Source organism: Shewanella cyperi, from assembly GCF_017354985.1.
In the GTDB taxonomy this organism is placed as follows: domain Bacteria; phylum Pseudomonadota; class Gammaproteobacteria; order Enterobacterales; family Shewanellaceae; genus Shewanella; species Shewanella cyperi.
In genome coordinates, this window is record NZ_CP071501.1 from 2543673 (window position 1) to 2565906 (window position 22234).

15 protein-coding genes are annotated in these 22234 nt (G+C 53.3%); 4 read left to right on the forward strand and 11 right to left on the reverse strand.

The window, feature by feature from the left end:
• Nucleotides 1–36: 36 nt before the first annotated feature.
• The 4 genes from JYB84_RS10990 to fabB form a co-directional block, all read right to left on the reverse strand.
• Entirely contained in the window at nucleotides 37–2448 is a 2412-nt protein-coding gene (locus tag JYB84_RS10990) for a FimV/HubP family polar landmark protein (protein ID WP_207320128.1), read from the reverse strand.
• Nucleotides 2449–2625: 177 nt separating this feature from the next.
• The gene (locus JYB84_RS10995) at nucleotides 2626–3642 is read right to left on the reverse strand and encodes an aspartate-semialdehyde dehydrogenase (RefSeq protein ID WP_207320129.1); all 1017 of its coding nucleotides are present in this window, start codon (nucleotides 3640–3642) and stop codon (nucleotides 2626–2628) included.
• 2 nt (nucleotides 3643–3644) lie between these two features.
• Entirely contained in the window at nucleotides 3645–4775 is a 1131-nt protein-coding gene (locus JYB84_RS11000; RefSeq protein WP_207320130.1) for a 4-phosphoerythronate dehydrogenase, read from the reverse strand.
• A 97-nt stretch (nucleotides 4776–4872) separates the two neighbouring features.
• Nucleotides 4873–6084, reverse strand: coding sequence for a beta-ketoacyl-ACP synthase I (fabB, locus tag JYB84_RS11005; RefSeq protein ID WP_207320131.1), 1212 nt, complete (start codon nucleotides 6082–6084; stop codon nucleotides 4873–4875).
• Nucleotides 6085–6196: 112 nt separating this feature from the next.
• On the opposite strand from fabB, the gene mnmC reads away from it, so the two are divergent.
• Nucleotides 6197–8038: an FAD-dependent 5-carboxymethylaminomethyl-2-thiouridine(34) oxidoreductase MnmC gene (gene mnmC, locus JYB84_RS11010; protein ID WP_207320132.1), complete on the forward strand. Its 1842-nt coding sequence runs from the start codon at nucleotides 6197–6199 to the stop codon at nucleotides 8036–8038.
• A gap of 21 nt (nucleotides 8039–8059) precedes the next feature.
• Here mnmC and JYB84_RS11015 read toward each other — a convergent pair whose 3' ends face one another.
• The 5 genes from JYB84_RS11015 to prmB form a co-directional block, all read right to left on the reverse strand.
• The gene (locus tag JYB84_RS11015; protein ID WP_207320133.1) at nucleotides 8060–8329 is read right to left on the reverse strand and encodes a YfcL family protein; all 270 of its coding nucleotides are present in this window, start codon (nucleotides 8327–8329) and stop codon (nucleotides 8060–8062) included.
• Nucleotides 8330–8332: 3 nt separating this feature from the next.
• Nucleotides 8333–9451, reverse strand: a complete 1119-nt coding sequence (locus tag JYB84_RS11020) for an ATP-NAD kinase family protein (protein WP_207320134.1) — start codon at nucleotides 9449–9451, stop codon at nucleotides 8333–8335.
• Nucleotides 9452–9471: 20 nt separating this feature from the next.
• Nucleotides 9472–10623 (reverse strand): MFS transporter, encoded by a 1152-nt coding sequence (locus JYB84_RS11025; RefSeq protein WP_207320135.1) that lies wholly within the window; start codon nucleotides 10621–10623, stop codon nucleotides 9472–9474.
• A complete protein-coding gene (gene aroC, locus JYB84_RS11030; protein WP_207320136.1) occupies nucleotides 10623–11717 on the reverse strand; it encodes a chorismate synthase in 1095 nt (364 codons plus the stop codon). The genes JYB84_RS11025 and aroC overlap by 1 nt, the downstream gene beginning before the upstream one ends.
• A 93-nt stretch (nucleotides 11718–11810) precedes the next feature.
• Complete coding sequence (gene prmB / locus JYB84_RS11035; protein WP_207320137.1) at nucleotides 11811–12755, reverse strand: 50S ribosomal protein L3 N(5)-glutamine methyltransferase; 945 nt, start codon at nucleotides 12753–12755, stop codon at nucleotides 11811–11813.
• 80 nt (nucleotides 12756–12835) lie between these two features.
• Between prmB and smrB the strand changes: the two genes are divergently transcribed.
• The gene (smrB, locus tag JYB84_RS11040) at nucleotides 12836–13366 is read left to right on the forward strand and encodes an endonuclease SmrB (RefSeq protein ID WP_207320138.1); all 531 of its coding nucleotides are present in this window, start codon (nucleotides 12836–12838) and stop codon (nucleotides 13364–13366) included.
• A gap of 67 nt (nucleotides 13367–13433) precedes the next feature.
• Here the strand turns inward: smrB and sixA are convergent, their stop codons facing one another.
• On the reverse strand, nucleotides 13434–13904 hold the full coding sequence (sixA, locus tag JYB84_RS11045; RefSeq protein WP_207320139.1) for a phosphohistidine phosphatase SixA: 471 nt from the start codon (nucleotides 13902–13904) through the stop codon (nucleotides 13434–13436).
• Between the two features lie 172 nt (nucleotides 13905–14076).
• Here sixA and JYB84_RS11050 point away from each other — a divergent pair, with 172 nt between their 5' ends.
• Entirely contained in the window at nucleotides 14077–16866 is a 2790-nt protein-coding gene (locus JYB84_RS11050) for an insulinase family protein (protein WP_207320140.1), read from the forward strand.
• 247 nt (nucleotides 16867–17113) lie between these two features.
• Entirely contained in the window at nucleotides 17114–21421 is a 4308-nt protein-coding gene (locus JYB84_RS11055; RefSeq protein WP_207320141.1) for an EAL domain-containing protein, read from the forward strand.
• Nucleotides 21422–21541: 120 nt separating this feature from the next.
• Here JYB84_RS11055 and JYB84_RS11060 read toward each other — a convergent pair whose 3' ends face one another.
• Nucleotides 21542–22048 (reverse strand): hypothetical protein, encoded by a 507-nt coding sequence (locus JYB84_RS11060; RefSeq protein ID WP_207320142.1) that lies wholly within the window; start codon nucleotides 22046–22048, stop codon nucleotides 21542–21544.
• Nucleotides 22049–22234 lie beyond the last annotated feature (186 nt).

Below are 22234 nucleotides of genomic sequence, written 5' to 3' on the forward strand. Positions count from 1 at the left end.
GGCGCCCGGGGCGCCGTTTTTCGCTGTTGTCAGAACTTAGTCAATTTCCGCCAGCAAGGCTGCAGCCTCATCTTTTTGGCGGGCGTTGCCGTCGATTTCCACTTCCCGCAGCAGCGCCCTGGCACTGTCTTTATCGTCAATTTCGATATAGGCACGGGCCAGATCCAGCTTGGCATTGACCGAGTTTTCCTCGTCATCCACATCAATCATGGAGGTGTTACCGAGCAGACTGTCCATTTCCCCCAAATCCATATCCACATCCAGTGCAGGATAAGGCTCGAGTTCCGCTTCACTCTCGCTTGCTTCATTGAGCAGACGGTCTATATCGATAAAACCATTTTCTTTTTGGAAGGAGCTGAGCTCTTCTTCTTCCACCTTGCGCGCCGGTTTCTTTTTCTTTTCTGTCGCGGTCAAGGCCGCCAGAGCTTCATCCATCGACAAGTCATCATCTTCAAGGCTGAAACCTTCTTGTTCCTGCTCGGCAAATGCTGCCAGCAAATCATCATCGCTGATATCTTTGGCTGATATGGCCTTGGGATCTTCACTTGGCTCCTCTGCCTCATCCGGGCTATCCCACTCCAGCGTCTTAGCCCCTGGCTTGCCGGCCTTGAGATCGTTGAAGAAACCAGAATCCCTTTCCTTATTTACTTTGGGTCTGTCTTCCTTATCGAGAGTGAACTCCAGCGGCGCGTTTTTATCTTCCTTGGTCTCAACCTCGTCCAATGTGGGCTCGCTTTCAGCAAGCGAATCTTCAATGAGGCTGTCCAGGTCAAAATCAGCGCTCTCAACCTCTTCAGGCTCATCGGCCTTGGTCATTTCCCGCTTGAGTTGATCCAACTCCTCCTGACTGAGGGCCTTCGGACCTTTTACCGGCTCATCGGTTTCCGGTGGCAGGTTGAACTCGGCCAGCAGAGCATCGAGATCGTCCTCCATGTCCTGGCTGCCCAGTTCTTCTTCCAGTTCTGCCGCAATTTCAGCGCTCAGATCTTCCTGTTCCGCGTCTTGCTCAGGCTCGGCCGGGGCATCAAAACCGGCCAACAGGGCATCCAGATCCTCTTCGCCAACATCAGGCCCTTCACCCAGCTCCTCATCCAATTCAGCAGCAATTGAGTCCCGGGTGTCCTGCTCGATATTGTCGTCGGCCGGAATTTCCATATCGGCCAACAAGGCGTCCAAATCTTCCTCTGCCTCAACCTCTGGTTCGGCTTCACTTGCCTTGACTGGTTTATCTTCTGTGGTCTCCAGCCCCGCCATCAAGGCATCAAGATCCTCATCGCTGACCTCACCGTCTTGCTCACCCATGGCTTCGGCCCAGAGGTCGTCCAAACTCTGACCTTCCTCATCGGCGCCGGTATCAACGTATACTTCGGCCTCTTCAGACGGCTCCGGCGCCACTGTGACATTGCTCATGTCCAGCAGCGAATCTATGCTGTCGTCGGCATCTTCATCCAGATGCACGGCCATTTCGTCTTTGGCATCCTGCTGTGAGGTTGCCACGGCTGCTGCAACAGGTGCTGCCACTGCGGCTTCCGCCATAGCCTTGGGCTCGGTCCTCAATTCCTGAGCACCACGGCGACGACGCATAAACATCCACACCAGCGCCAATATCAACACGGCAGGAATGGATGCGCCCAAGATCAACAGCAAGGGGCTGTCCACCAGGCTACGCCATTGTTCTCCGGCTTTAGTGGACTCTATCTGAGCCAGCGCCTGGGCTTGCTTCAATGACTCATTGTCGGTCTGCAAAGCTGCGTTTTGCTCCCTTGCCGCAGCCAGGGCTTCTTCCAGGGTGGCGATGCGGGTATTGAGTTCCTCAACCTTGACCTGTAAGCCTTCAACATCGTTGTTACGCACTTCCAGCTGATCTTTCACCCGCCCCAGCTCGTCGGTCAGGGCCAAATTCTGCCCCTGGGCTTCCTCGAGCTTAGCGCTCAACTGCTTGACCGTCTCATCCTGCTTTGGCAGCACAGGTTTGGGCGGCATCTTGGCCTCTGGCTCAGGCACAACTTCGGTCACAGCAGGCTTTGCCGGCTCAGGTTTGGCTGTGACTGTGCCACTGCGCCATGCCTTGTCCTGGGATTCTGCCCGCTCCTTTGCCAATGACTTGGGAATGGCCAGCATGGCCTCCCGGGATGGGATCAGCAGTATCATGCCCTTTTCAAGACTGTTGTAATTGGCCGTGGCGAAGGCATGGGGGTTGGCATCGTATATAGCCGCCATCACCTGGTAGATGGTGACATCGGTATCGGGACGGACTTTCTGCGCTATGCTCCAGAAAGTATCTGAGGTGGTCGTTGGGCCATACTGACGTTGGCTCTCACGGGTTTGACCATCTGGGCCGGTGATTTTCAGCGGCTCTGCGGCTTGTACAGCGGGAAATTGGGGGGCAGCAAGGGTAATAAAAACGGCAGCGACCAGGCCACCAAGATAAGAAGTGCGAAAGTTCATCAATCCTTCCCTTTCAAGCGCGCATGTTCACCGGGCGGCGACAGGCTTTAGGCAATTGTATTTATTCAGATTACTATAAACCAGAAATTCATGCCCTGCTACTGTTCACATTTGTAAAACAAAAAAAGCCCGCTGCATGCGGGCTTTTTCTACAAACTCACTGACTTTTCTTACTTTTTACAAATAATCGCGGATCAGGATCTCACCGATTTGCACACTGTTCAGTGCCGCGCCTTTGCGGATATTGTCCGACACTACCCAAAGGTTAATACCATGGGAATGGGAGATATCCTTGCGCACCCGACCCACATACACGGGATCCTGACCGGCACCGTCGGTTACAGCGGTTGGATAATCGTCATCATCCTCGAACAGCACCACACCCGGAGCATCACGCAGTACGGCCTTCACGTCCTCGGCATCCACCTGGGCGCGGGTCTCGATATGCACGGCTTCGGAGTGACCATAGAACACGGGCACACGCACGGCCGTAGGGTTAACCACTATCTCATCGTCACCGAGGATCTTGCGGGTCTCCCACACCATTTTCATTTCTTCCTTGGTGTAGCCGTTATCCATGAATTTATCTATGTGCGGCAATACGTTAAAAGCAATCTGCTTTTTGTAAACGCTGGGCTCAACCGGCAGCCCCTGCAGCAGCTTGGCACACTGGCCGGCCAGCTCTTCGATGGCCTTTTTACCGGTACCGGACACGGACTGGTAAGTGGCCACATTGATGCGACTGATGCCAAAGGCATCGTGGATAGGCTTTAGGGCCACCAGCATCTGAATAGTGGAGCAGTTGGGGTTGGCTATGATGTTGCGGTTACGGAAATCGGCAATGGCCTCGGGATTCACCTCGGGGACCACCAGCGGAATGTCGATGTCGTAACGGAAGTGTGAGGTGTTGTCTATCACCACACAACCATGCTCGGCGGCTATGGGGGCCCAACGGGCCGACACATCGCCACCGGCAGAGAAGAAACCAATCTGTGCCTGGGACCAATCAAAGCTCTCAACGTCCAGAATTTCCACCTGTTTCCCATGGAAGGTCACGGTGTCGCCGGCACTGCGGGCACTGGCCAGGGGAAAAAGTTTGGCAACGGGGAAATTGCGCTCCTCAAGGATCTCTATCATGGTTTGACCCACGGCGCCCGATGCACCCAATACGACTACGTTAAATTGCTGCGACATGTTTATGAACCGATTCCAGTGAAACCTAATTGGGACAACCAATCTACCTCAGATGCCCCCGTGTGTGCCAGCGCCAGGGCACTGAATTCCCGGCGATGGCGGTGATTTTTTCTCATATTGTCAAAACCGCGCCCATCAAGGCCTTCACGGCGAAAGACCCAGTCATCATCACGGAGGTCGTAGACACTGCGACACAGACCCAGCAGCTGTCGTTCGTCGATGTTTTGCGCCAGGGTCACACCGGCCAGATGGAAGGGCGGCAACAGGCTGTTGAGGCCGGCACTCGGGGTAATGCCAAGCTCCCGGCACAGGGCCTGGTAGAGCATATAAGTACCGCGGGCCTTGCCTTCGAGGCTGTAACCGGCGATATGGGGAGTGGCGAGATCCACCAGCGGAACCAACTCGGCCATGGGATTGGGCTCCCCTTCCCAGACATCCAGCACCAGGCGCAGGTCCGCCCGCCGACTCTTGACCCGGATAAGCGCCCTGTTGTCTATCACCTCGCCGCGGCAACAGTTAAGCAACCAGGCATTCTGTGGCAGCTTATCCAGCCTCTGCTCATCGAACAGATACCAGGTGGGGTGCGGGCCTTCGCGGGTTAATGGTACATGCAGGCTGATGACATCAGCCCAGCCCAGCAGCTCGTCGAGGGCATAAAATTCCCGCTTATCGCCGCTTTGCGCCAACAAGGGATCGCACAGTCGGTAGTCGACCCCGTAAGCCGCCAGACAGTTGGCCAGAGCCGTGCCTGTGTTGCCGGCGCCTACTATGGCGACCCTTTTATCCTTGAGACGCCCGCCATAGCGCTGTGCCAATTCCAGCATGGCAATAAAGGCGAATTCACCGACGGCGATGGCGTTACAGCCGGGGGCATTGGCAAAGGGAATACTGCGGCTCGCCAAATAATCCCGGTCCACGTGGTCCGTGCCTATGGTGGCACTGCCGACAAAATGCAGTTGTTGATTGGTCTGCAGCAGGGCCTCATTGACCTTGGTTACGGAGCGCACCAGCAGCACATCGGCATCGGCCACTGTCGCGGCATCCAAAGTACGACCGGACACCTTGACCACCTGTCCCAGTTCACCGAACAGCTCGTCAACATAGGGCATGTTTTCATCGACCAGGATTTTCATTACCAGCTGAGACTCCCAAGGACTAAGTGGGTGCATTGTAACAATAAAAAAGGGAAGCATAGCTCCCCTTTTTTGTGTATTTGTGTAGCGTTGCCGCTTACTTGTACTTGCGCATTACCAGCGTCGCGTTGGTGCCACCGAAGCCGAAGCTGTTGCTCATGATGGTATTGAGCTCGGCATCGCGGTATTCACGCACAATCGGCATATCCTTGGCGGCTTCGTCCAGATTGTCGATGTTGATTGAAGGGGCGATAAAGCCGTCCTTCATCATCAGCAGGCTGTAGATGGCTTCATGGACACCGGCTGCGCCCAGGGCGTGACCAGTCAGAGACTTGGTGGACGCAATTGGCGGCACCTTGTCCTTGAATACTTCGCGGATGGCTTCCAGCTCACGCACGTCACCTACCGGAGTAGAAGTACCGTGGGTGTTGATGTAGTCGATAGGGGTATCCACATCGGCCAGGGCCATTTGCATGCAGCGCACCGCGCCTTCACCGCTTGGGGCCACCATGTCATAGCCGTCGGAAGATGCACCGTAGCCGATGATTTCGGCGTAGATCTTGGCGCCACGGGCCAGAGCGTGTTCCAGCTCTTCGACAATCACTATGCCGCCGCCACCGGAGATCACGAAACCATCGCGATCCGCATCATAGGTACGGGAGGCTTTCTCTGGGGTGTCGTTGTACTTGGTTGACAGGGCGCCCATGGCGTCAAAGCCCATGGTCAGGGTCCAATCGATCTCTTCGGCACCGCCGGCAAAGACCATGTCCTGCTTACCCATTTGGATCAGTTCAACCGCGTGACCGATACAGTGAGCACTGGTGGCACAGGCAGAGCTGATGGAATAGTTCATACCCTTGATTTTAAAGGGTGTCGCCAGACAGGCACTGGCGGTGGAGGACATGATGCGCGGCACAATGTATGGACCTACGCGCTTGACGCCCTTTTCACGCAGAATGTCGGCAGCCTGCACCTGGTTGGAGGATGAAGCCCCACCGGTACCGGCGATCAAACCTACGCGGGGGTTGGAATATTGCTCTTCGGTCAGACCCGCATCTTCAATGGCTTCCTGCATTGACAGGTAAGCGTAGGCGGCGGCGTTGCCCATGAAGCGCATGGCTTTGCGATCAATAAGCTCAGCGGGATCCAGTTTGATGTTGCCCCACACATGGCTGCGCAGCTGCATTTCTTCAAATTGCGCAGAGTGAGTAATACCACTGCGTCCGGCCTTCAGTGACTCGGTCACTTCCTGCTTGTTGTTACCTATGCTTGACACAACGCCAATGCCGGTGATCACGACTCTTTTCATGTTCTACTATCCATTCCGTACAATCAGTACCAATTTTAGTGCGCCAATAGTATCCCCTTTGGCGCTTTTAAGTGGTCAGCTTTCCATAAAGGCAGGTAAAATAATGCCTATTATGCAACACAGAGTAAATGCTTTGACCCCGACCGAGCCCAGCTTCCTCTCCTATCACGCGCTGCTTCTGCCCTTGAAAAACCAAGCCCTGGACAGGCGCGCAACCCTGGTGCTGCATGCCAGCAAGCCAGAACATCTGGCCGGTGCCGACAGCCTGTTACGAGCGCTGCTGACCGAGGGACTAAGCCTCAAGCTGCTGCTGTGCTGCGACAGTATGCCTGAGCTGAATGCGCTCTATAGCAACACAAAATTTGAAAAAGATCATTCTGTATTCAAGCAATTGCTCGAAAGTGAACCGCTGGCACTCAAAGAAGGACAAAGGTTGCAGCTAGAGGACGGTCGCTTGTGGCTGGATCTGCATTTGGGCGATGTTGCCACCACCCTCGCCGCCCTGCCCTGCGGCCCGCAGGGTGCGGTCGATGCCTGGTTGGAACTGTTACCCGGCCGGGAACTGCTGCGCCTGTCCCGGGATGGGGCTCTTTGCCTGGCAGAAGGTACAAGGCATGAGCTGGATCTGTCCGAGCGCCTGGCGCTGTGGCACGAATACCGCCGCAAGCACAGGTTGCCGCTGACGGTCGGAACAGTAGAGCCCAAAACCACGGCCATTATCGGTGGAGGTATCGCCGGTGCCTGCATGGCGCTGGCGCTGACCATGAGGGGCCAAAGGGTCAGCCTGTTTTGCGCAACAGCTGAGTTGGCGGGGGCCGCCTCCGGCAATCGCCAGGGCGCCATTTACCCCTTGCTGACCCCTGAGGATGGCGAGCTGTGCCGCTTCTTTATCCAGGCCTTCCTTTACAGTCGCAGGGTAATAGAGCAGTTGCAGTCTGCCGGTCACGCCATTGCCCATGATTTTTGCGGCGTACTGCAAACCGGCCACGATCAACGCTCGGCGGAGCGACTGGAAAAAATCATCCAAGCCAGCCATTGGCCGGACAGGATAGCCAGACGGGTCGATGCGGCCAAAGGCGCAAGGCTTGCCGGGCTCGGCATAGACAGTCCGGGCATTTTCTATCCCCTCGGCGGCTGGGTCAGCCCCGCTGAGTTTTGCCGCGCTGCGGTGGCCCAGGCCCAACAAAGCGGCCTGTTGGACTTGCACCTGGGCACCCGGGTGACGGCGTTTAAGCAACTGGAGCAACTTAAGCAGCTTGAACACGGTTGGCAGCTTGAGGGCCCGGACGGCGTCCTTGGGGAGTTCGACCAACTGGTGCTGGCCTGCGGTGAAGGCATAATGCAGTTTACCCAGACCCGCAGCCTGCCGGTGAGTCCTTTTCGCGGTCAGGTATCCCATGTACCGAGTCAGGGCGCGCTGCCGCAGCTGAAAACCGTGCTTTGTTCCCAGGGTTACTTCACGCCGGGGCACATGGGCAGTCATTGCATGGGGGCAAGCTACGTTAAGGGGGCTCAGGATGGCCATTACAGCGAAGCCGAGCAGCGGGGGAATCTGGACAAGATGCGGGACAGCTACCCGCAGCAGCAGTGGCTTGAGGATCTGGATATTTCGGCGCAAAGCGCCAGGGTTGGAGTGCGCATGGTCACCCGGGATCATTTCCCCATGATGGGTGCCGTGCCCGATACTCAAGCCCTGATGGACATGTATCAGGCCCAGGGCGTGGGCCCGGCGGCGGCGCGCTTTTGGCAGCACAGGGCTCTGCCGGAACTGCCGGGACTCTATACGCTGGCGGGCTTGGGTTCCCGAGGCATCAGCTCGGCGCCACTGGCGGCCGAGTGCCTCGCAGATATGATGCAGGGCGAAGTGCCGCCCCTGAGCCAGGCATTACTCGATGCCATGGCCCCGGGCAGAATGTGGCAGCGCAAACTGCTCAAGGGTAAATCACTGGACTGACAGCCGCAGCCCGGCAAGCACTTAGGCCGCGATACTGGCTCTCAGCTCGTCCCAGGCATTGGCCACCAGGGCGAAATCTGCAGGGGCCAACTCGCCCCTGGCGATGTCAAGGCAGGCAGCCATCTTGGTGTCGAGGCGCTCGCTGTCCACATCCCCCTCGGCTTCCAGTTCGGCCAGCGCCACAGCAAAATGGCCCTGCAGATAACCGCTGGCAAACATAGCATCGTCATCGCCGTTGGCCACTATGCCCGCGATCCACTGATCCAGGGCGTTTTCATACTTCTCAAACATCTCTTACTCCGACGGGTTGGCCACCTGGTACATCACATAATCCCGATAGCCGGTGACAATTCGGTAATAGCCACTCAGGGCCTTGTCCAGTTCCGGGTCGCCACTATCCACGATCAGCGGCCTTCCTTCAAGGGCTTTCAACTTGGTTTTGGTTGCCAGGATCACAATATTGTCCTTGCCGATGCGGCGAATAAGGGCCGGTGACAGCTGCTGATTGCCACGCCCCAGAATGTGTCCCTGGCCACCTATCAGAGTGATAACCAGTTTAACCTTTTGATTTTCAGTGGCTTCAAGCAATTGTGCCGCGGTGAGATCAGACGCCATTAATTGACGGTCCTGCACCAGGTCGACCCCCAGCAGGGTGTTGTCGAGTCCCAGCTCCTGCATCACAGCGGCCACGGTTGAGCCCGAGCCCATGATATAGAGGCTGTCATCCATCTCATCGATAAGCTCGGCGGCGATATCGGCAAGCACCAGCTCATCCACTTCCTTGCCGCCCATTTTCACCGCCTGCACATAGCGGGGCTCCGCTGGGACCCGCATCTCACCAAAACGGCGGGCACGGACTGTGCCCTCGCGGAATGCGGCTTCGTCTATGTCCATCACATCGGCTTCCATCAGGGACACCAGTTCACCTTGCAGCAGCAGGCGTACCACTATGCCCGCGGCCTTGGGGGTGATGCCATAGACGCCGGAGTGGATCTTGACCCCGGCAGGCACGCCGAGTACCACCTGCTGCTCATCGACCACAGCGTACACATCCCGGGCTGTGCCATCACCGCCTGCGAACAGCAACAGGTCCGGCTGCAGCTTGCAAAGCTCGGCAACTGCTGACTTGGTGTCGCCGGCCTCGGTATTCAAAGGCGCCTGGTAGCAGATCTCAGTTTCAAAGCCCATGGCACGGCACACATCTTCGCCCATGGCACCGGAGGCGGTATAGACAATGATCCTGTCCTTGAATTCCAGCAACTCCTCCAGGGCTGTGTGCATCCGCAACCCGGCCTTGGGCTGTGCGCCGAGCGCCAACGCCTCGGCCGCCACACCGTCACTGCCCTTGAGGGCAACGCTGCCGCCCAGTCCGGCCAATGGATTGATAATGAGTCCCAGGCGAAATTTGCCCATGGAATGCCTCCAACAAAAAATCAGTTAGGTTTAACCCGTCCCGGCAGGGGGAGCACAGCCAAGGCGGCCAGCAAGGCGCACACGGCGGCGAAAACCCAGCACAAAGAAGGATCTATGCCCCAGATATGGCCACAGAGCCAGGTGCCTATGGCGCCGCCCACGCCGAAACTCAGACTGGCATACAGGGCCTGGCCTTGGCTGCGGCGACGGCTGTCAAACTGTTGGTGAATAAACTGAATGGATGCCGCGTGCACCAGACCAAAGGTAAAGGCATGCAGCGATTGACTTAGTGCCAGCCAAAACAGGCTATCGACACCAAAGGCCATCATCAACCAGCGGGCGCTGGTCAGCAGGATACTGATAAACATCAGCGGTTTGCTGCCATAGCGGCCCAGCAGACGTGGTGCCAGCATAAACATCAGGATCTCGGCCACTACCCCGAGGGCCACAGCCAGGCCCGCGGCAAACTCGGTATAACCTGCCTGCTTGAGGTAGAGCACGAAAAAGCCGTAAAAGGGCCCGGCGCTCATTTGCAGCAAGATGGCCGACAGTAAAAACCAGGCGATGGGCCCCCGCAGGCTGAAGCCGCCAGCGGCTTCAGCCTCTACCTTGACCCGGTTGGCCGGCAAGGGCAAACAACTGGCCAACATGCCGACAAACAGCGTCATGCCAATGTAGGGCAGAATTTCCGGGCCCCATTGGCCTATGGCAAAGCCTGCCCCTACCACCAGGCAGATATAGCCCAGGCTGCCGTAGCTGCGGATGATGCCGTACCTGTGGGCCCTGTCTCCCAGGGTTTCCAGGGTGATCACTTCCAGTTGCGCCAGGATGGCATTCCAGAAAAAGGTGTAGATGGCCAGGCTCAGGGCCATATAGCCAAAGCTGCCGGGATAAAAGAAGCTGACATAGGTCAGGGCCCCTGCCCCGGCCCCAAGCTTGATAAGTTCGGCGCGCATGCCGGTGCGATCGGCGACCATGGCCCACAGGTTGGGGGCCAGAATGCGGGTGGCCATCAGGATCGCCAGCAGTAAACCGATTTCACTGGCATTGAAGCCCCTGGCGTCAAAGAAGACCCCAAGGTAGGGCACCATGACCCCGAGAATGGCGAAAAAGAAAAAGTAACAGGCACTGAGCCAGCGCAATTGTGCCTCAGTGCTCATGGTTCGGGTCATCAACGCATTCCGATGGCGGGGGTCTGGCTGTGAACGTCCAGATTTTGGGCGCGGTGGCGCAGCAGATGATCCATCAGCACTATGGCAAGCATGGCTTCGGCAATGGGTACGGCGCGAATGCCAACGCAAGGGTCGTGACGGCCCTTGGTTACCACCTCGGCCGTGGTGCCCTGCACCGTCATGCTCTCGCCGGGAATGCTGATGCTGGATGTGGGCTTAAGCGCCATATGGGCGATGACGGGCTGACCCGAGGAAATGCCGCCGAGCACACCGCCGGCATGGTTACTGGCAAAACCCTGAGGTGACATAAGATCCCGATGCTCGGAGCCCTTCTGGTTCACCACGGCAAAACCGTCTCCGATCTCCACGCCCTTGACCGCGTTGATGCCCATCAGCGCGTGGGCTATGTCGGCATCCAGGCGGTCAAATACAGGCTCACCCAGGCCCACGGGCACATTGGTGGCCACCACGGACACCTTGGCGCCGATGGAGTCGCCGGATTTTTTCAGCTCGCGCATGAATTCATCCAGGGCGTCGAGCTTGCCGGCATCGGGGAAGAAAAACGGATTCTGCTCAATCTGCTCCCGGTCAAACGCCTCATAGCCTATGGGACCCAGCTGTGACAAAAAGCCATAGATTTCTATGCCATGCACCTGCTTGAGGTATTTTTTGGCAACGGCACCGGCCGCCACCCGCATGGCGGTTTCCCGGGCCGAGGAACGGCCACCGCCGCGATAATCCCGCAGGCCGTATTTTTGCTGGTAGGTGTAGTCGGCATGGCCGGGACGGAACAGATCCTTGATATTGGAATAGTCCTGGCTGCGCTGATCGGTGTTTTCAATCAACAGACCTATGGAAGTGCCCGTGGTTTTGCCTTCGAACACACCGGAAAGAATTTTGACCTCGTCGGCCTCGCGTCTGGCTGTGGTATACCTTGAGGTGCCGGGACGACGACGGTCAAGGTCGAGCTGCATATCCGCCTCGGTCAATTCCAGGCCGGGAGGACAGCCATCAATAATGCAACCCAGTGCCTTGCCATGGCTTTCACCGAAAGTCGTGACGACAAAATTCTGACCTATGCTGTTACCCGCCATGCGCCTGCTGTACCTCTTGATTGACCGAAAGGAGATGGAGTAACCCGTTTAAGGGTTAGCGCCGGGCCTTATGGGCCCGACGGCTGCAACACATTATTCCCTATCTTTGTAGATGGCGAACAGTGATTCATTTTCAACAAGCTGATCCCGGGTCAGAACAAAGACCCCGTCACCGCCACGCTCAAAGCTGACCCAGGTGAACGGCACTTCGGGGAACTGCTCAATCAGGTGCACCATGGAATTGCCCACTTCCACCACCAGCAACCCATTGGGGGTCAGGTAGTCGGCGGCATTGGCGAGGATACGCTTGGTCAGGTCCAAACCGTCTCGGCCCGAGGCCAGACCCAGTGCCGGCTCGTGATGATACTCTTCCGGCATATCGCCCAGATCTTCGGCATCCACATAGGGAGGGTTGGAGACGATAAGATCGTACTGCGGCGCCCTTGGAATGGCGGAGAACAGATCCGAGGCCATGGGGAACACCCGCTCCATTACGCCCAGAGTCTCGACGTTAATCTGCGCCACGTTCAGGGCATCTTCGCTGATGTCGAGGGCATCGACCTCGGCCTCTTCAAAGGCGTGGGCACAGGCGATGGCGATACAGCCGCTGCCGGTGCACAGGTCGAGGATACGGTTGACCGGCTTGTTGTACAACCAGGGGCTGAAACGCTGCTCTATCATCTCGGCGATGGGCGAACGGGGAACCAATACCCGCTCATCCACATAGAATTCCAGTCCGGCAAACCAGGCCTTGTTGGTCAGGTAAGGTACGGGAATACGCTCGCGCACCCGGCGGATGATCAGCTCAACAATTTTGTGCTTTTCACTGCTGGTGAGATTGGCGTTGATAACCGTGGTGCCCAGGTTGTCCGGCAGGTGCAGGGCGTGAAACACCAAAGAGACGGCTTCATCCCAGGCGTTATCTGTACCGTGACCGTAATAAATGTTGGCGTCGTTGAAACGGCTGACGGCCCAGCGCAGCATGTCGCCTATGGTTCTCAGCTCGGTGACGGCTTCGTCTACAAAAATCTTATCCAAGGGAGGCTCCCGCAATCCAAAATTGCCGCCATTGTAACTGAAGTCTGTTCAGTTGACACAGGATTCAATAAAATAGCCCGATGAACAAAGCATTGAATCACGAGGGCCTGGAGGCCTTCCAGGAACTGGTGAAGGGCGTTAAACCCCTGACCCAGGACAAACAACATTTCGGTACGCCGCTGCCAGCCAAGGTGGTACGCCAGGAACTGGCCCCCAAATTGGCGGTGCAGCATTATTTTTCCGATACCTTTCAGCCGTTGCTGCCAAGCGACGGCCCCATGCGTTGGCGCGCCGAACATGCGGACAAGCAGGAACTCAAGCGGCTGCGCCGCGGCGATTATCCGCCGGATCTGATCCTGGACCTGCACGGTATGCGTCAGACCGAGGCCAAGCTGGAACTCGCCGCCCTGCTGGAAGCCTGTATCAGGGAACAGTGCCAATGCTGCTGCGTGATGCACGGCTATGGCACCGGCATTCTCAAGCAGCAGTTACCCCTGTGGCTGGCGCAGCATCCCAAGGTTAAGGCTTTCCATCAGGCGCCAAAGGAATGGGGGGGCGATGCCGCCTTACTGGTACTGGTGGATATAGGCGATCAGCCCTTCAGGCGCTGATGCCGCGTTAGATGAGAAAGCAAAAAAGCAGCCCGGGGCTGCTTTTTTATCGGCTTAATGCTGTTAATCAGCTGATGTTATGGGGCGCTTTCATCCACACCTGATGTGCCTGCTCCATATGCACATCGATAAGACACACGCCGGAGGTGGCAAACAGCGGCGGCTCTGTGCCGCGGACCAATTCGCTCACCATATACCCCAAGAGCGGCATATGGGCAATCACCAACACCTTGTCGGCCTTGAATTGCTCGGCGTAGGCCCTGACCAGATCGGCCGCAAGCGTTGGATCGGCAGAGGGCACCAGCTCATCGAGCACCAGCCACTTGCGCGGCTCAGGAAAATGACTGCTGACTTCCTGCCAGGTCTGCTGTGCCCGCAAATACGGGCTGACCAGCACCAGATCAAATTCAGTCACCAGACCGTTAAGAAAATTGCTCATCAAGCGGGTGTGATAACGTCCGGTGTCGGTCAGGATCCTGTCTCTGTCCGTCTGAGCCTGGTAGCTGGCTTCGCCGTGTCTCATCAAAAATAGTTGCATGCTTATTATTGTCACCCGGATATCTCAGTGTTCGCGCCAATTGTAGCCCGAATTCCTGATTGAACAAACTGCATTTGTCTTAATCTTTGGTCGATAAGCACAAGAGATGTTTGCTAAAAAGGGCTTCGCCGCTCAATATATAACGAGCAAAAACACCCGGGGAGACACCCACTTGTCCAGCAGCAATTCGCTCATTGCCAGTCCCAACGATCACCGCCGCTACCTGTATCTGACGCTGGACAATGCCCTGCGGGTGCTCTTGGTGGAAGACAAACACAGCAGTGAAGCCGCCGCCTCCATGGCGGTCAATGTGGGTCACTTCGACGATCCTGCCTCCCGCTTTGGTATGGCCCATTTCCTGGAGCACATGCTGTTTCTGGGCACGGAAAAATTTCCCGATCCCGGTGAGTATCACGCCTTTATCAATCAGCATGGTGGCAGCAACAACGCCTGGACGGGCACCGAGCACACCAACTTCTTTTTCAGCATTCATGCCGATGCCTTTGAAGAATCCCTGGACAGATTCAGCCAGTTTTTCATTGCCCCGAGTTTCAATCTGGAACTGGTGGACCGGGAGCGCCGGGCCATAGAGTCAGAGTTCAGCCTCAAACTCAAGGATGATGTGCGCCGCATCTACCAGGTGCACAAGGAAACTATCAATCCGGCCCACCCTTTCAGCAAATTCTCGGTGGGTAATCTGGAAACCCTGGGCGGTGAGCAAGCGGATCTGAGGGAAGAACTGCTGGCCTTTTACCGAGCTCATTACAGCGCCAACCTGATGACCTTGTGTCTGGTGGCCCCCTTGAGTCTGGAGCGCCAGGAAAGCCTGGCCAGGCAGTTTTTTGCCGCTATACCCAACCACAACCTCAGCAAGTCTTATCCTGACGAACCTCTGTACAGGAAGGAACAGCTTTGCCAATGGGTACAGATAGTGCCGCTTAAGGAGCAAAAACGCCTGACCATGAGTTTCGCCCTGCCCGGAATTGACCGCTATTACCGCCACAAACCCCTCACCTATGTGAGCCATCTGCTGGGAAATGAAAGTCCCGGCAGTCTGTTGTCATACCTCAAGGAGCAGGGATGGGTAAATCAACTGTCGGCCGGTGGCGGCATTAATGGCTACAACTTCAAGGATTACAACATCAGTTTTCAATTGACTGATCGTGGCCTGCAGCACCTGGATGACATTATTCTCGCCAGCTTTGAATACATCAGTCTGGTGCGTGAGCAGGGGCTGGAAGATTGGCGCTATCAAGAGCGCAGCAATCTGCTGGCGTTGGCGTTTCGGTACCAGGAACAAATCAAGGTGCTGGATTTGGCCAGTCACCTCAGCATCAACATGCACCATTACCACCGTGAAGATCTGGTATTCGGTGATTACCGTATGGATGGTTTGGATAAAGCAGAGGTACTGACACTCCTGGATATGATGACAGCGGACAACATGCGTCTGCAGTTGGTCAGCCAGGAGGTTGATACCTCAAACAGGGCCGCATGGTACCACACCCCATACGAGGTTAAGGCCTTCAGTGCCGGGGAAATTGCGCGCTGGCAGGTGGACGGCATCAGAGCAGAACTGAAATTGCCTGAGCCCAATCCCTTCATTGTCAGTGACTCTCAGGCCCGTCCAGACAAGGCCAGTTCACCTGTGCCCATTACAGTTGCGGAAGCGCCGGGTTACCGGATCTGGCACAAAAAAGATGATGAGTTCAACGTGCCCAAGGGACACCTGTATCTGTCATTGGATTCGGAGCAGGCCAGCCCGACACCACGCCACGCTGCCCTCACCCGCCTCTATGTGGAGATGTTGCTGGACTATCTGACTGAGCCCACCTATCAGGCGGAGGTTGCCGGACTCAGCTACAACATTTATCCCCATCAGGGAGGCTTGACGCTGCACCTCACGGGGTTTACGGGTAACCAGGAGACCCTGCTGGCACTGTTGATAGACAAGGCCAGGGAACGCAACTTCACCCAAGAGCGGTTCAACATAATCAAGCGGCAATTGCTGCGCAGTTGGTACAACTCTGCCCAGGCCAAACCCATTTCCCAGTTGTTCACCAGCCTGACGGTGACCTTGCAGCGTCGCAGTTATGAGCCAAGACGAATGGCGGAGATGCTCGAAGACATCACCCTGGAAGATCTGCACGAACATGTCAGAAGCTTTTATGAACGCATCTATCTGGAAGGATTGGTCTACGGTGACTGGCTTGAGGAAGAAGCCAAGGCGCTGGGCAAACGCCTGAGCCATCTGCTGTCCCTGGTGTCCAGCCCCAGCGGCGAATCAGCGCGGGAGCTCATTGATTTACGCGGCAATGGCACCCTGCTTCGCGAACTCAGCATTGCCCATCAGGACAGTGCCATCTTGGTTTACTACCAATCACCTGTGGCCAATCCCACAAAAATGGCCCTGTTCAGCCTGCTTAACCATGCCATGTCATCCACTTTCTTCCACGAGCTGCGTACTAAACAGCAGCTGGGTTACATGGTAGGCACGGGGTATTTGCCGCTAAACAGGCATCCGGGGATGATCTTTTATATCCAGTCCCCCACCGCCGGACCACTACAGTTACTGGAAGCCATAGACGAATTCATTGCCGACTTCAGTTACGCCATCATGCAGATAACCAAGGAACAGTGGGAAGACACCAAGTCGGGGCTCATCAACCAAATCATGGAACACGATGCCAACCTCAAGACTCGCAGCCAGAGGTATTGGTCCAGCATAGGCAACAAGGACTACGGATTTAATCAAAGGGAATTGGTGGTTGAGGAAATCGAACAACTGACCCGTGCCGATTTGATCCGCTTTATGATGCAAAAAATGCGCACCAAGCATTGCGACCGCCTGGTACTGTTCAGTTGCGGCGAACAACACAGGCACCAGCAACCCCTGACCTCGGACAAGATGATCACAGACCTCCGCAGCTTCAAACTTCAGGCTGACAAGTTCACTTTCTAACTTTCCATCTGACTTTGGCCAAATAATAACCCCATGCTTTTGCCAAAAGACCTTTGACTCGATGATTGAACAGATAATGCTGAGAGGGCCACGGCCCAAAGGTCTAAGCATTTGCAGAAATTTCACCCATCCGTCTGCTATGAAAAGACTTTTTTCTTACGAATTTTGACAAATCACACACTTTCTGAAAAAGTTAGCTTACACCAAAGTATCATTGCATCAGCTGATAATAACTAAGACAACCATTATGCCCACTGCGCTGAAAACTTGTTTCCTTCTATGCCTTTTTGCAATCGCAAATTTTGCGATTGCCCAAGATCACGCCCAATCAGTTAGTAGCGAAATGAATGTTGAATCTCCTTTTTTGCTTCAAGCTGAAGTATTTGGTGTTCCAGATGGACTAACTCAAAGCACTGTCACTTCGATGGTACAGGATTCTAACGGTTTTCTATGGATTGGTACTTTGAGCGGTCTTAATAGATTTGATGGGGATGTGTTTAAAACATACTCTAAAGGGAATACTGTTGGACTTAAAAGTTCTTTCATTCAAGTACTTTTTTATAGAAATAACAAACTATTGATTGGTACCGACAAAGGCCTATCTATTTATGATCCTGAGCGTGATGTATTCACTGATACAAATGAAATAAACAGTCCTATATCGGCAATCTCTGAGTATAATGATGGATTCTTAATCGGAAGTAAAGATGAAATATTTATACTCGATAATAAGCTATCCATTATCAGTCAATACAAAAACAACTCATTCTCTCTAATTAAAAAAGTTATAGTTTTGGCAGAACATTTAATTGTCAGGAATTATAGCGGGCAAGTTTTTAGGTTTTACCCAAAGACAAATACAACCAAACTAATCGCAAATACGTCACTAGATATTAATAAATCTGGTGGAAATATAATTATTGACACTGACAGCGGAGAGTGGGTTGTCAAGCAAGAAACAGTTGACAATATAAGTAATAATTCATTCGACTCTGTATTTTACAGCAATAAAGGCAAGCTTACACTAAACGGCAGGAAAATATATTTACACCAAAGTAACGGTATAGGAAAAGAATTTGGGGAAATACCTGCAAATTTAAACATACAAAATTCATCTATATATCAATTCAACAATTATATTGCACTATCACCAATAAATAATGGATTAATAATAATTAAAGAAAAAAGTAATCTAGTCAGGAGAGTGAAAACTTTTAATCAGAGTAATATATGGTCAATTAATTACAATAAAGAAAAAATTATTGTTAGTGACAACGATGTTCATGTCAACATATTAGATAAAAACCTTAATGTTATTGATAAATTTAATATAGGGGAAAAAGGATTCAAGACCGCTACCCTACTTAATGACAACTCTATTGTTTACGCATCTGAATCCGGTGTATATAGAAAAGCAAGCTCCAATAGCGATAGCATTAAATTGATTAATGAATCTGTGTATTCTATTGAATATTCTGAAAAAGATAACTCATTTTGGCTATCATCAGATAACGCTGAAATTATGAGGTACGACTTAGAAAAAAATGATATTACATATAAGCACTCATTACATTCTAATGTTTCTGTATTTGCTTTGCTCCCCGCTCCTTTAAATGGTATTTTTATAGCACACCAAAATGGACTAACTTACTTAATAGGCGATGATGAGTTTACAATTTTTGATGCTGGCCCAGTTTATTCCCTAGCGTCAACTGATGATGGCGATATTATTTTTGGAACTGAGAAGTCTGTATACAGATATAACCAAAAGACTAAAAGTACAGAGACAGAAATCAGTACCGAAAGCCCTATTTACTCTTTAGTGTATAGCGACAGTGAAATATACGCGGCGTCAATAGGAAAAATATATCACAAAGACAATAGTGGAACACATGTTATTACTACAGATTTTGGTGCTCAAGAAGAGTACAATACTCAAAGCGGTGTTATAATTGATGATTCCATAATATTCGGTGGTGTATCAGGATTATCTGTCCTGAATATTAATGATTTAAAGGGTTATCTGAAAAATGAATATCAAGATAAAACTATACTTTCAAAGCTTTTTATATTTAACTCAGAAATTCCTACAGGTTCCGATTTACTTCCGACATCATTAAATAACGCTCCTTCCATAAAGATAGGTTACTCTGATTACCCTTTTGCAATTTATTATTCCTCTCCAGAATCATCCTCTGTTGGAGTAGATTACAGCTATAGAATGAACGGACTATCTGAAGATTGGGTTCCTGCTAAAGGTAACAATATCGCGACCTACACAAACCTCTCCCCAGGAAATTACCAATTTCAAGTTTATACAACAGACAAATTATCAAATAAAAATGGCCCCATTAAATCATTAAATATAATAGTTACACCACCTTGGTGGTTGTCTGCTACCGCAAAGACTGCATACACTTTCGTCATTTTGATGATCATCAGCATAATCTTTAAAGCTGTGATGCGCCGTCGTGAAGTACAGCGCCAAATTGCCATCAGTGAGGAACGACTGAAACTGTCCTTGTGGGGCAGCGGCGACGAAATGTGGGACTGGGACATAGAAACCGGCAAGATTTATCGTTCCAACATCTGGGGTTCGTTGGAATTCCCCCGTGACGGCCAGCGTTCGGGCGCAACTGATGAAGAGAGCAATATACATCCATTGGATCAGGAAAGGGTCCGCGAGGCTCTGAATCGCCACTTCTATGGCGAAACCGATCACTTTGAGGCCGCGTATCGGGTCAAGAGTAAGGACGATCATTGGTTATGGATCCTTGACCGCGCCAAGATAGTAGAGCGGGATGATAAAGATCAGGCTCTGCGGATGACTGGGACCATTAAAAATATCAACCAGTTCAAATTGGCAGAAGAACAATTAAGGCTGTTTGAACGCGCCATCGAAAATATCTCTGAAGGCATGTTTATTCTCGACAGTGATTTTCGATTTGTGGAGGTCAACGATGCCTGTTGTAATCTATGTCAACAGGACAGAGAGCAATTTATTGGCAGCCAGTTCAATTTCCAGCGCTATCCTGAATCTTTTTCGACTCAGATCCGTGCCATGCTCAAGCAGCAAGGACGCTGGACCGCTGAAGTGGAAGCTGCGCGTGGAGACGGCAGCTTCTTTCTGATGGAACTCACGGTAGACGCCATTTACGACGAACAGGGTGATTTGTCCCACTATGTAGGGGTATTCTCCGACATTTCCCGTCGAAAACAGCAGGAAGAAGAGCTTCGAAAGCTCACCAACAATGACCTGTTAACGGGCCTGCCCAACCGCTCCAACTTGCAGGTGACTTTGGGTAACCTGGTAAAAAAGGACACCCATCATACCCTGATGGTGCTTGATCTCGATAATTTCAAGAAGATTAACGACTCGTTGGGCCACAAGGTCGGCGATGACCTGCTGTTAATGGTCTCGGAGCGGATCCTGGCGACAGTTCCCGACCACACAAGTTTGTACCGTCTCGGCGGCGATGAGTTCGCTATATTGATCGATAAAAACCCAGACATAGGTTCCAGTGCGGCCATTGCCCACAGGGTTATCGATGCCTTTAAATTGCCCTTTGAATTGGCCGATGAGAAATTGGTGGTGGGCTGCAGTATTGGCATAGTGTTCTACCCTGAAGATGAACAGAACGAACAGGCATTGCTGCGCAAAGCAGATATTGCCATGTACCATGCCAAGTCCGCGGGTGGTAATCGCTATCAATTTTACTCAGAGTCTTTGAACCGCAACGCCATCCGGCAGCTGGAAATAGAGAACCTGATCCGGGAAGGCTTACGCGACGATTTGTTTGAGGTCTATTACCAACCCAAGGTCGACCTGAAGCGATCCTGCCTTGCCGGTATGGAAGCCTTGGTAAGACTGAATCACCCTGTGCATGGTCTGATCCCGCCCTCGGATTTTATTCCTTTGGCTGAGGACACCGGCCTTATCATTGAAATTGGTGAGCTGGTGATGCGCAAGGCATGTTTTGCCGCCCAAAAATGGCGTGAAAAGGGCCTGTTTAATGGCCGGGTAGCCATCAATTTGTCATCAAGGCAATTCGCCCTCCCCGATCTGCAACAACGCATTGAGTCTATTTTACAGCTGACGCAGCTGCCGGCAGCCAATCTTGAACTGGAAATCACCGAAGGCACAGTGATTAAGCAGCCTGAGAAGGCCATCAAGGTTATGCAACAGCTATCCAAGATGGGGGTACACCTGGCGCTGGATGATTTCGGGACCGGTTATTCATCGCTGTCTTACCTTAAGCGCTTCCCCATCCACAGTCTGAAAATTGACAAGGCGTTCGTCGATGACATTGATAAATCAGACCGTGATCTCAAGATGGTCGACTCCATCATAACCATAGCTCACAACATGGGCCTGACAGTGGTCGGTGAAGGCGTCGAAGTCCCCTCGCAGCTTAATATACTGCGGGCGCTGAACTGTGAAGAGATCCAAGGCTACATCTACAGCAAAGCATTACCCGAGGCAGAGTTCGGTGCCCTGCTGGAGCAAGACATGGCCGAGTTTCTCAGTCAACGTCTGAGCGCCAACTCAAGATAAATTCAAATTCATAGCAATATTGGCATAACACCTGCATTAATTCTCTCAGTGTCAAAAAACTAATTGTTGAGAGAGAAGAAAATGATCAAAGGAATTGTGACCTCTATAGCCCTGGTGTCTTTAACTGCTGCCGCATCCATCTCTACCGATAAAAGTGAACTGACTGGTGCTCCCAACGTTCGCTGGCTCGACACCCAAGTCGCTGGGGCCCCTAATGTTCGCTGGCTCGACACCCAAGTCGCCGGGGCTCCTAATGTTCGTTGGCTCGACACCCAAGTCGCCGGGGCTCCTAATGTTCGTTGGCTCGACACCCAAGTCGCCGGTGCTCCTAATGTTCGTTGGCTCGACACCCAAGTCGCCGGTGCTCCTAACGTTCGTTGGCTCGACACCCAAGTCGCCGGGGCTCCTAACGTTCGTTGGCTCGATACCCAAGTCGCCGGGGCTCCCAACGTTCGTTGGCTCGATACTCAAGTCGCCGGTGCTCCCAACGTTCGTTGGCTCGACACCAAAGTCGCCGGTGCTCCTAACGTTCGTTGGCTCGATACTCAAGTCGCCGGGGCGCCCAACGTTCGTTGGCTCGACACCCAAGTCGCCGGAGCTCCTAACGTTCGTTGGCTCGACACCCATGTCGCCGGGGCTCCCAACGTCCGCTGGCTTGACAGCGAAATTGCCTAATTGTTTAAAGTTGGAACCGGGAGATTACTTATGTTGAATTCAATGCTGAAAGTACTGGGCCTGACCAAGCCAGAACGTAAGAAAGTCAAACTGCCCAAAGGTATTACCGAACTGCAGGTAGTGACCGCCAAGGGTTGG

Coding starts and splice junctions, on each gene's coding strand:
- JYB84_RS11000 (WP_207320130.1), bottom strand. CDS start 4,775: ATGAAAATCCTGGTCGATGAAAACATGCCCTATGTTGACGAGCTGTTC.
- JYB84_RS11060 (WP_207320142.1), bottom strand. CDS start 22,048: ATGGGTGTCGAGCCAACGAACGTTAGGAGCTCCGGCGACTTGGGTGTC.
- JYB84_RS10995 (WP_207320129.1), bottom strand. CDS start 3,642: ATGTCGCAGCAATTTAACGTAGTCGTATTGGGTGCATCGGGCGCCGTG.
- sixA (WP_207320139.1), bottom strand. CDS start 13,904: ATGCAACTATTTTTGATGAGACACGGCGAAGCCAGCTACCAGGCTCAG.
- JYB84_RS11020 (WP_207320134.1), bottom strand. CDS start 9,451: ATGGGCAAATTTCGCCTGGGACTCATTATCAATCCATTGGCCGGACTG.
- mnmC (WP_207320132.1), top strand. CDS start 6,197: ATGCAACACAGAGTAAATGCTTTGACCCCGACCGAGCCCAGCTTCCTC.
- JYB84_RS11025 (WP_207320135.1), bottom strand. CDS start 10,623: ATGACCCGAACCATGAGCACTGAGGCACAATTGCGCTGGCTCAGTGCC.
- fabB (WP_207320131.1), bottom strand. CDS start 6,084: ATGAAAAGAGTCGTGATCACCGGCATTGGCGTTGTGTCAAGCATAGGT.
- JYB84_RS11055 (WP_207320141.1), top strand. CDS start 17,114: ATGCCCACTGCGCTGAAAACTTGTTTCCTTCTATGCCTTTTTGCAATC.
- JYB84_RS11015 (WP_207320133.1), bottom strand. CDS start 8,329: ATGTTTGAGAAGTATGAAAACGCCCTGGATCAGTGGATCGCGGGCATA.
- smrB (WP_207320138.1), top strand. CDS start 12,836: ATGAACAAAGCATTGAATCACGAGGGCCTGGAGGCCTTCCAGGAACTG.
- aroC (WP_207320136.1), bottom strand. CDS start 11,717: ATGGCGGGTAACAGCATAGGTCAGAATTTTGTCGTCACGACTTTCGGT.
- JYB84_RS10990 (WP_207320128.1), bottom strand. CDS start 2,448: ATGAACTTTCGCACTTCTTATCTTGGTGGCCTGGTCGCTGCCGTTTTT.